The 9,103-nt window shown below is 43.4% G+C and carries 7 protein-coding genes and 2 pseudogenes; 6 read left to right on the top strand and 3 right to left on the bottom strand.

The annotated features are described in order from the left end of the window. Positions 1 to 109 (bottom strand): annotated as a pseudogene (locus FTV11_RS15310) (dihydropteroate synthase); the annotation flags it as partial. Positions 110 to 391: 282 nt separating this feature from the next. Here FTV11_RS15310 and FTV11_RS15305 point away from each other — a divergent pair. Continuing rightward, positions 392 to 703, top strand: a pseudogene (locus FTV11_RS15305) (HNH endonuclease signature motif containing protein); the annotation flags it as partial. A 550-nt stretch (positions 704 to 1,253) separates the two neighbouring features. Further along, positions 1,254 to 2,486 (top strand): ATP-binding protein, encoded by a 1,233-nt coding sequence (locus FTV11_RS15300; RefSeq protein ID WP_160255372.1) that lies wholly within the window; start codon positions 1,254 to 1,256, stop codon positions 2,484 to 2,486. Positions 2,487 to 2,759: 273 nt separating this feature from the next. On the opposite strand, the gene FTV11_RS15295 is transcribed toward FTV11_RS15300, so the two are convergent. After that, on the bottom strand, positions 2,760 to 3,089 hold the full coding sequence (locus tag FTV11_RS15295; protein ID WP_005403805.1) for a DUF4236 domain-containing protein: 330 nt from the start codon (positions 3,087 to 3,089) through the stop codon (positions 2,760 to 2,762). A gap of 190 nt (positions 3,090 to 3,279) precedes the next feature. Next, the gene (locus FTV11_RS17220; protein ID WP_227554859.1) at positions 3,280 to 3,474 is read right to left on the bottom strand and encodes a hypothetical protein; all 195 of its coding nucleotides are present in this window, start codon (positions 3,472 to 3,474) and stop codon (positions 3,280 to 3,282) included. Here FTV11_RS17220 and FTV11_RS15290 point away from each other — a divergent pair. Genes FTV11_RS15290 through brxC form a run of 4 tightly spaced genes read left to right on the top strand, consistent with a single transcriptional unit; the run spans position 3,388 to position 9,099 of the window. Further along, a complete protein-coding gene (locus FTV11_RS15290) occupies positions 3,388 to 4,164 on the top strand; it encodes a YafY family protein (RefSeq protein ID WP_257223270.1) in 777 nt (258 codons plus the stop codon). The two genes, FTV11_RS17220 and FTV11_RS15290, sit on opposite strands and share 87 nt — an antisense overlap. A 10-nt stretch (positions 4,165 to 4,174) precedes the next feature. After that, positions 4,175 to 4,786, top strand: coding sequence for a DUF1819 family protein (locus tag FTV11_RS15285; RefSeq protein WP_121523422.1), 612 nt, complete (start codon positions 4,175 to 4,177; stop codon positions 4,784 to 4,786). 16 nt (positions 4,787 to 4,802) lie between these two features. Then, positions 4,803 to 5,378, top strand: a complete 576-nt coding sequence (locus FTV11_RS15280) for a DUF1788 domain-containing protein (RefSeq protein WP_086355031.1) — start codon at positions 4,803 to 4,805, stop codon at positions 5,376 to 5,378. Between the two features lie 40 nt (positions 5,379 to 5,418). Then, positions 5,419 to 9,099 carry a BREX system P-loop protein BrxC gene (gene brxC / locus FTV11_RS15275; protein ID WP_180004195.1) on the top strand — a complete coding sequence of 1,227 codons (3,681 nt, stop codon included), beginning with the start codon at positions 5,419 to 5,421 and terminating at the stop codon, positions 9,097 to 9,099. The last annotated feature ends 4 nt before the right edge of the window (positions 9,100 to 9,103 follow it).

Raw genomic sequence — 9,103 nt, 5'->3', positions numbered from 1 at the left:
GCTTACGCGCCTGCGCAATGGCTGCGTCTGGCGCCAGATACCGGCCTCCATCGGAGAAACTGTCCGAGGTTATGTTGACGATGCCGAAAATGATGAGCGATTTATTCATGGGGGCTTCTATAATAATAATAATCGAGCATGAGTCTCATACGGATGCTCGGGTCGAAAGGGAATCCCCAGGCGAGTAACCTGTTTGCGGTGATCCATTAGCTGCAGGAGCAGAATAGCATACATCTGGAAGCAAAGCCAGGAAAGCGGCCTATGGAGCTGTGCGGCAGCGCTCAGTAGGCAATTTTTCAAAATATTGTTAAGCCTTTTCTGAGCATGGTATTTTTCATGGTATTACCAATTAGCAGGAAAATAAGCCATTGAATATAAAAGATAAAAATGTCTTGTTTACAATAGAGTGGGATATGTGGAGTCGATTAGTCCAATTTCTCGGTCAAAGCCCAAGGCCTTTTCGGCATTAACCAAGAGTCTGCTTAAGCACAATTTTCTGGTGGGTAATCATAACTTTTGCCTCATTTGTGATGGATTGATCTATCTTGATTCTACTGAATCGGATCATCGGATTGCCAAAGCCGTAGGTGGGCAAGGTGTTCTAGAGAATGGTCTGCTGGTTCATCCCATCTGTAATAGGATGAAATCAGATCTGAGCCTGGAAGAGATTAGAGCGGATTTGTTTGGTGAATTACTGTATTAATCAACAGAGCGATGAGCTCATTTTTGCAGAAGTATCAATGATTAATCACATGATTTAACTTTTGATACATTCAGCCAATATGGTTATTTTTAATTCAGTCCAGAATCACAACCAGAAACTAGCTGTAGTTTCTGAATGACCGTCAAGGTCCTTAGTTTCGCCCATAGATTCCCTCTGTGGGCTTTTTTTGATCAAAAATTGTATAGATGCTCTAAAATAAACCTTTTAGCATTTCATAAGCAATTAGGATTAAGGCTGAGACCATCAGCACAACAAAAATGAGTTCCACTCTAGTTAACAACTTAGTTCCATTTACTTTTCACTTAATTTATATAGCAGTTAACTCGTAGCATAAATGACATAACATGACATGGAAAATAATCAAAAAGACAGAATTTGGATTTTGATCAGATCTGCATGTTTACATGCTTCTACAGCAGCTTTGAATGTTTCACTTAACCTTTAAACTTTTCTTAAAACTAAATATATTTACATATACATTCTAAAATTTGATAGAATTTATTAAAACTTTAGATTCTAAGTGTAAATAATGAGAAGCGCTAATATTCGACGTGATGGCTACTTAAAATTTCTGAATACATGGCAAGACCGTGATGTCATTAAAGTGCTTTCGGGTGTACGTCGCTCTGGAAAATCCACCTTATTGGCGATGTTTCAACAAGACCTAAAAGCACAGGGCGTACAAGCCGAAAACATCATTGCCATCAACTTCGAATTTATGGAATTTGAAGAACTCACCGATTACCGTAAACTACATGATTATGTATTATCCAAAGTTGATAAAAGTAAAAAAAACTATGTTTTTTTAGATGAAATTCAACATGTTACAAATTTTGAGAAAGTAGTCGACTCTTTATATGTTCGGGATTATATCGATTTATATATTACAGGCTCAAATGCATTCTTTCTAAGTGGAGAACTTGCGACTTTACTTACAGGACGCTATATAGAGCAACATGTTTTACCCCTTTCATTCCAAGAATTTAAACAGTGGCATATTGAAAATAATCCGATCATCCAACAATTATCAAATCGTGATTTGTATGCCATGTATACGCGCAGTAGTTTCCCTTATACGCTTGCCATGACTAGCCAGCAGGAAACTTATGATTACTTGCAAGCGGTCTATGCCAGTGTAATGTTTAAAGATGTTATTCCACGTTTGAATACTGCCGATATTAACTCTCTCGAGCGTGTCACAAGATATTTGGCAAGCGTGACAGGCTCAGCTATTTCCATCAATAAAATTAAAAATACCTTTGTTTCAAGTGGGGTTAAAATTTCATTTGAAACAGTAAAACGCTATATTCAGGGCTTACAGGACAGTTTGTTATTTTATAGTGCCGCACAATTTAAAGTACGCGGGCGTGAGTTATTACAATCCTCTGAAAAATACTATTTAGTTGATGTCGGATTGCGCCGGATTATGTTGCCTGATGCTAATGCTGATCAAGGTCATATCTTAGAAAATGTGATTTATCTTGAGCTTGTCAGACGAGGTTATACGGTCTATGTAGGGCGGGTTGATGAATATGAAATTGATTTTGTTGCTGTCGATACTTTACAGAATTTAACTTATTATCAGGTGGCATTAGAAACGCTCAATGAGGAGACACTCAGCCGAGAGTTACGTCCATTACAGAAAATTTCTGATTCGTATCCCAAGTATTTGCTTACATTAGACACGATAGGGACTGAAGCGAATTATAATGGTATTGTAAAAATGAGTGCTCTCGATTGGTTGCTATCTGAAAATAAGTAAAGTTGAGGGTAGACATGGATACTATTATTTATTAATTAAAACTCAAAGACTTTTCAGCATTAACCAAGAGTGTGATCAAGCATAATTTCTGCTCCAATTGTGATGGATCGATTTACCTCGACTCGATTGAGTCAGACTATCATGATTGAGCCAGAGTCGCTTACTGAAAGTAGCGAGAATTGCGCTGGAGTTTCTGAAGGATATTAATTCCTTAGTTTGCCCATTCATCCATCTGGGCATTTTTTTTTTGATTAAAATACAATGCGGTTCTTGCTAAAAAATGACGGCACCCACCATAAAACACAATATTCCAAAAATAATCCAAGGCCATATCTTTGCCTTCGGTTGTTCTAAATTCTGAGGATTATATTCCGTGTGTTCTAGCGATGTCGGTTGTGGAACACGGGTCTTTTTAGAGTAAGGTTGGTGTTTAGAGTAAGATAGTCCCGTACCTGGAATGCCGACACTGGTTCGCGTACCTTTTTTCCCAATATTTAGAGAAGCACCAGGTTTGCCAATGCTGGCACTGCTGATGCCTTTATGGGTCAGATTAATTTTAAAACCCGGGAATAATTTAATACTTTTACGAAATCTAAAACCCATATTTCTCTCATTCTAAAACTTAGCTCAATTCACGCGCTATACCAGGATCCATGATCTGCTAGAGATCGTACTTTGACGGCTATCATCAGGATACTAGTATATTTTTTATCTGATGATTGCAATACTACCTTTAAATACCGTCAAAAATATTTACTGTATATTTGCTGTAGGGTAATCTTAAAGCTGCTATTTATTGACTGATTGGTATATGACGACAGATAAGCATGAAGTGCTTCTTCGAATGCGAGCCATCGAGTTGCTTGCTTACTGGGAAGGTCGTTTGGTTACCAATCGTTTGATGAGCTGGTTTGGGCTCAGTCGACAGCAGGCTTCTGCGGATATCAAGCGTTACAATACGCTGTATAACCCCGATGCCTTGATTCATGACCCCTCCGTCAAGGGTTATGTGCCTAAGGCCAGCTTCCAGCCTGTACTGACTACAGCGCATATCAATGAATATCTCAATATGCTCTCGGGCTTGGTCAGTGAATCGCATGCCCTTATTGCGATGCCAGAACCGAATCTTACAGCAGTTCAATTACCTGATCGCAGTGTACGTCCTGAAGTGATTCGGGAAGTTTTGCGTGCCTGCCGCAACCAAAGTACTTTAAAAATGATTTATGCCTCGATGCAGAATCCGCAGTGGCATGAACGCATCATTTCCCCACACACCCTGGTGTATACCGGTTTTCGCTGGCATGTCCGTGCCTATTGCCATCAGAGCAAGCAGTTTAAGGACTTTTTACTCTCCAGAATTGATCGCACACCTGTTGTGATGGCGATTGAGTCAGTAGGCCCTGCTCAGGATCAGCAATGGCATGAAGAAATTGTACTGACGCTGATCCCTAATCCAAAATTGAACTCATCACAACAAGCGCTGGTCGAAAAAGACTTCGGCATGCCTGATGGCAGATTACAGATTCCGGTGAAAAAAGCCCTGGCTCACTATACTTTGCAGCGATATCAGGCCGCGATCACGCTGGCTGAGGCGGATGATGCCTTGAAATATCCCTTGGTACTACAACGCTCAGATATCGAAAAGCTGTCGTCTTACCTGTTTGATCAGGCGTCATAGGAGATTGGCTATGTTAGAACAATTTCATTATGACAGTGACCTGATTGGCGGTTCCCTGATGGTGCGTGAAAGCCGGCTGATCGCGGATCTGTTATTACGAGAAGCGACTCCAGAACAATGGCATCAGGCCATTCAGATTGACAATATTCTGCAAAAAAGAACGCCTGCTTCAGCCCAACGTAACGCCACTGCCATTCGTAAGCGTCTTGAGCGCTTAGAGCCTGATTTCTGGAAAGCTTTGCGGGATGGGGATGATGAGCTGGCGACTCAGGTGGCTTTTTGTGGGGCACTGGAACGCAACCTGTTGCTGCTTGAGTTTATGGAAACGGTGATGAGGGATGCCTATATCTCCCAGGCGCAATACTTGGACAGTTATATCTGGTCAGATTTTTTGGATGAACGCTCACAACGTGATCCGGATATCTGTGATTGGAAAGAGTCCAGCAAGAAAAAAATGGGGCAGGTGGTGTTTCGCATGCTGGCAGAAGCCGGTTATTTAAAAAGTACCCGTAAGCTGGAGTTGCAGCGCGTGATCGTCAGAGCAGAGCTGCGTAGCCTGTTGGAAGAACATTATAAACAACGCATTAAAAGATCTATGGAAGTGTCGGTATGGACGCGTTAGTTGTAGAGGGGCAGCAATGAGTCAAACAATACATGAGCGTCTGAACCAGATTCCAGAGCGAATACTTTCAACCGAGTTTCTCACTGGACAAGGATTGGGCAATGAAATTGGCTTCTGGATTTTTGATTATGCACCTGAAGATGAGTTGAAGGTGCGCGAATATCTGCATTTTCTAGACGGGATGCTGGAGAAAAAACACAGTCAGCTGAAGGTGGTGAATATCAACCTGCTGCAAGCCGTGGTGGATTATCTGTCTGAGCGTAACTTCATCGATAAAGCCATTCAAATGCAAAAAGCCAAAGGCGATGAGGCGCTGCTCAAAGCGCTGAAAGGCCCACTGCATATGGATAAGTTCGCGCCCTATCTGGTGAGTAAATATGCCACCAATGCACAAGATATTGTGTTGATGACTGGGGTAGGGTCGGTTTGGCCACTGTTACGTGCCCATCACTTATTGAACAGTTTGCATTCGTTACTGGGGCATAAGCCAGTGGTGCTGTTTTACCCAGGTTATTACGACGGTCAAGCGATGAGTTTATTTGGAAAAATTCCAAGCAATAATTACTACAGAGCATTCAGATTAGTGCCTTAACACGGCAAATAGAAATAAGAATTCGGGGGAATGGATTGAGATGAACATTAAAGAACTTTTTTATAAGCCATTAGATCGTGCGATTAACGGGGTCGTAAAAGCAGACCAGAATGACAATACTACGGTTTATCAGGAACTCGATGAGTATGTGGTCACCAATGAACTGGAAAAGCATTTTCGGGACTTTTTCCAGTCTTATGGCACAGACCTGAGCGATCCTTCGATTGCCAACCGTGTCGGCGTATGGATTTCAGGCTTCTTTGGTTCAGGTAAATCACATTTCCTGAAAACCTTGTCGTATATTCTGGCCAATAAAGTGGTACGTGATGCGCAAGGTAACGAGCGTAGCGCCGCAGAATTCTTTGATGAAACTAAAATCCGCGATGCATTTATCCGTGCCGATATTGGCAAGGCCGTTAGCCATCATGCCGATGTCATCCTGTTTAACATTGACAGTAAAGCCAGTTCCAATGACGATGGCAATCCGATCCTGAATGTGTTTTTACGTGTGTTTAACGAGTATCAGGGTTTTAGTGCTGACCATCCACATATTGCCCATATGGAACGTCACCTGAGCCAGAAAGGGGTGTATGAACGCTTTAAACAGGCGTTTGAGGAATCCAGCGGCATGTCTTGGCTAGAAGAACGTGACGGATATCAGTTCTATCAGGATGATGTCGAAACTGCGATTTCTCAGGCACTGAATCTATCAGCAGAAGCTGCACACAAGTGGTTTGAGGATTCTGAGCAGACCTTTAGTGTTTCGGTTGAAAACTTCTGTCAGTGGGTGAAAGAATACCTGGACAGCAAAGGACCCCAGCAACGCATGTTGTTCTTGGTCGATGAAGTGGGGCAGTTTATTGGCAGCGATACCCGCTTGATGCTGACATTGCAAACCATTACTGAAAACCTGGGTACGATCTGTAAAGGCCGCGCTTGGATTATCGTCACCTCACAGGCAGACATCGATGCTGTTTTAGGTGAGATGTCTTCTTCCAAAGCCAATGACTTCTCCAAGATTGCTGGTCGTTTTAAAACCCGGTTATCACTGTCCAGTTCCAATACCGATGAAGTCATCCAGAAACGTTTATTACGTAAAACCCCAGAAGCAGAAGCATTGCTCAGATCAGTGTTTGAGCAAAAGGGCGATATCTTAAAAAATCAGATTACCTTTGACCGTTCAGGCCCAACCCTAAAGAACTATGAGGGGCCAGACAGCTTTATCCATAACTATCCTTTTGCGCCGTACCATTTTCAGCTGGTACAAAAAGTATTTGAAGAAATCCGTAAGGTCGGTGCGACCGGTGCACACCTGGCCTATGGTGAACGGTCCATGTTGGATGCGTTCCAGATGGCCGCGAATGCGATTGCTACAGATGAAGTCGGTGCCCTGGTTCCTTTCCACCGCTTCTATACTTCAGTGGAAGGATTTCTGGATACAGCAGTGAAGCGTACCATCGACCAGGCAGGGCAGAATAAGACCCTGGATGGTTTTGATGTGCAGATGCTGCGTACCCTGTTCATGATCCGCTATGTCGATATCATCAAAGGTACGCTGGATAACCTGGTGACTTTGTCGATTGAGAAAATTGATGAAGATAAGCTGGCATTGCGCAAGCGGATTGAAGAGAGCCTGCAGCGTCTGGAAAAAGAGAGCCTGATTACTAGGAATGGTGATGAGTTCCTGTTCCTAACCAATGAAGAGCGGGATATTACCCGAAAAATTAAAGCCACAGACTTAGCGGCTTCAGAAGAAAATAAAGAGTTAGCCAACCTGATCTTTAAAGATTTACTGCGCGATCAGAACAAATACCGCCATCAAGCCAACAAGATGGACTATCAGATTGGTCGTTTTCTGGATGGTCATAGCCTGGATGGCAAGTATGAGAGCGATTTGAAAGTTGAAATCATTTCTCCGCTGGATACGGAATACAACCTCTATACTGAAGCTTACTGTATTGGTAAAAGTACTCAGGCCGAAGGACAAGTCCTGTTTAAACTGGCAGACGATAAACAGTTCTTTAATGAACTGCGCACCTGGCTGAAAACCAATAAATTTATTCGGTTAAATGATGATGGCACTCAGTCCGATATCACCCGTATCCTGGCAGACCGTGGCCGTGAGAACCAGGAGCGTAAAAAACGCCTGCGTGTCCGGGTCGAAGAAATGTTGCTGGACGCGGAAAGTTATGCCTTGGGTCAACATCTACAACTTTCATCTTCAAGTCCAACCACCAAGCTGGATGAGGCTTGTCGTTATTTGCTGGAAAACACTTATACCAAACTGAGCTATCTGCAGGTCTATCAGCAGGATGCCTGGCGTGAACTGAACGCCGTCTTGACTGTGGATGATATGGCGCAGCTCGGATTGTCTCTGGATGGCGGTCAGAGCAATCCCAAAGCCCTACAGGAAGTGGAGCAGTACATTGCACTACGGGCCACCGGTACAGAGCGTATTCTGGTGTCAGATGTGGTGGATCGTTTTGCCAAACGTCCTTATGGCTGGCCAGATGCCGAGATTTTACTGTTGGTGGGTCAGCTGGCTGCGATGGGGCGGATTTCACTACAGTTAAATGGCGGCAGCTTACAGTTAAAAGATGCCTTTGAGCCTTTACAAAACAGCCGCCGTCGCCGTGATGTGTCGATCATTAAAAAACGCCAGACTGATGATCAGGTATTGAAACAGGCACGCCAACTCACCCAAGAACTGTTCTCGGCGATGGGACCAGCGACTGAGAAAGAGCTATTTGAATTCTATTTGCAGCATCTTAAGACTTGGTTAGCCAACTTTAAGTCGTATAAGAGTAAAACTGATGTTGGGCAGTTCCCGGGTAAGAAAGTGATTGAAAAGTCTATTCTGACTTTGGAACGTCTGCTGGCGAATAGCGACAGCTTCGATTTCTTTAAGGCCGTGGTCGAGAACAAGGACGACTATCTGGATCTGGAAGAAGATTATCGTGATATTCATGAATTCTTCAGCAACCAGATGCCAAGCTGGCAACAACTGCAACAGGCCTTACGTCATTTTGAGAAAAACAAACAGGCGCTGGGCAGTGATGAGGTGGCAAAAAAAGCCCTCTCTGAATTACATCGCATTTCCACCCTTGAATCGCCCTATGGTCTGTTAAATAAAGTGGCTGATTTGGTTCGTACAGTGGAAAGCGTCAATGAGCAATTGTTGACTGAGAAGCGCAATCAGGCGATAGAACACATTGATGACAAGATCAAACAGTTAGAAGCCGAGATTAAAAACAGTGGTATTGCCACCGCTGAGCTGAGTAACAAGCTATTACGCCCACTACAACTGCTGAAAACGGATATTGAAGTGGAAACTAGCCTGTCCACCATCTATATGTTGCAAACTCAAACCAGCGTCGAGCGTTTTGATGAAGCCTTGTATGAGTTGGAAAGCGAAGTTCAGGCGGAAATCCAGCGTCAGGCCAAAGCGGCACAACTGGCTCAGAGCAAAGCCGAGAGTGTGGCGAGTTCAGCAACTACAGCCAGCCCAGTTACATCAACACCTGCTGCGAGTCCGGTACAGTCTGTGACAGCCGTAGTGCCACCGAAACCTGTTGTCGAAGTTGATGTCGCCAGCATTTACAGCAAAAGCTCAAGTAGTGTCTATCTGGAAACAGAAGAATCAGTGGATCAGTTTGTAGACGCACTCAAAGCTGAACTGAAAAAAATCGTGAGTGATAAAAAGCGTGTGCGTATCCGCTAACTCG

It is taken from the genome of Acinetobacter sp. YH12231 (assembly GCF_013417755.1).
Classification (GTDB): domain Bacteria; phylum Pseudomonadota; class Gammaproteobacteria; order Pseudomonadales; family Moraxellaceae; genus Acinetobacter; species Acinetobacter amyesii.
The sequence above is the reverse complement of the archived record's forward strand: the minus strand, read 5'-3'. Positions and strand labels throughout refer to the sequence as shown.

Bases quoted from the DNA above. Each gene is read 5' to 3' on its own strand.
- brxC (WP_180004195.1), top strand. From the start codon at position 5,419: ATGAACATTAAAGAACTTTTTTATAAGCCATTAGATCGTGCGATTAAC.
- FTV11_RS15300 (WP_160255372.1), top strand. From the start codon at position 1,254: ATGAGAAGCGCTAATATTCGACGTGATGGCTACTTAAAATTTCTGAAT.
- FTV11_RS15290 (WP_257223270.1), top strand. From the start codon at position 3,388: ATGAGCTGGTTTGGGCTCAGTCGACAGCAGGCTTCTGCGGATATCAAG.
- FTV11_RS17220 (WP_227554859.1), bottom strand. From the start codon at position 3,474: ATGAATCAAGGCATCGGGGTTATACAGCGTATTGTAACGCTTGATATC.
- FTV11_RS15295 (WP_005403805.1), bottom strand. From the start codon at position 3,089: ATGGGTTTTAGATTTCGTAAAAGTATTAAATTATTCCCGGGTTTTAAA.
- FTV11_RS15285 (WP_121523422.1), top strand. From the start codon at position 4,175: ATGTTAGAACAATTTCATTATGACAGTGACCTGATTGGCGGTTCCCTG.
- FTV11_RS15280 (WP_086355031.1), top strand. From the start codon at position 4,803: ATGAGTCAAACAATACATGAGCGTCTGAACCAGATTCCAGAGCGAATA.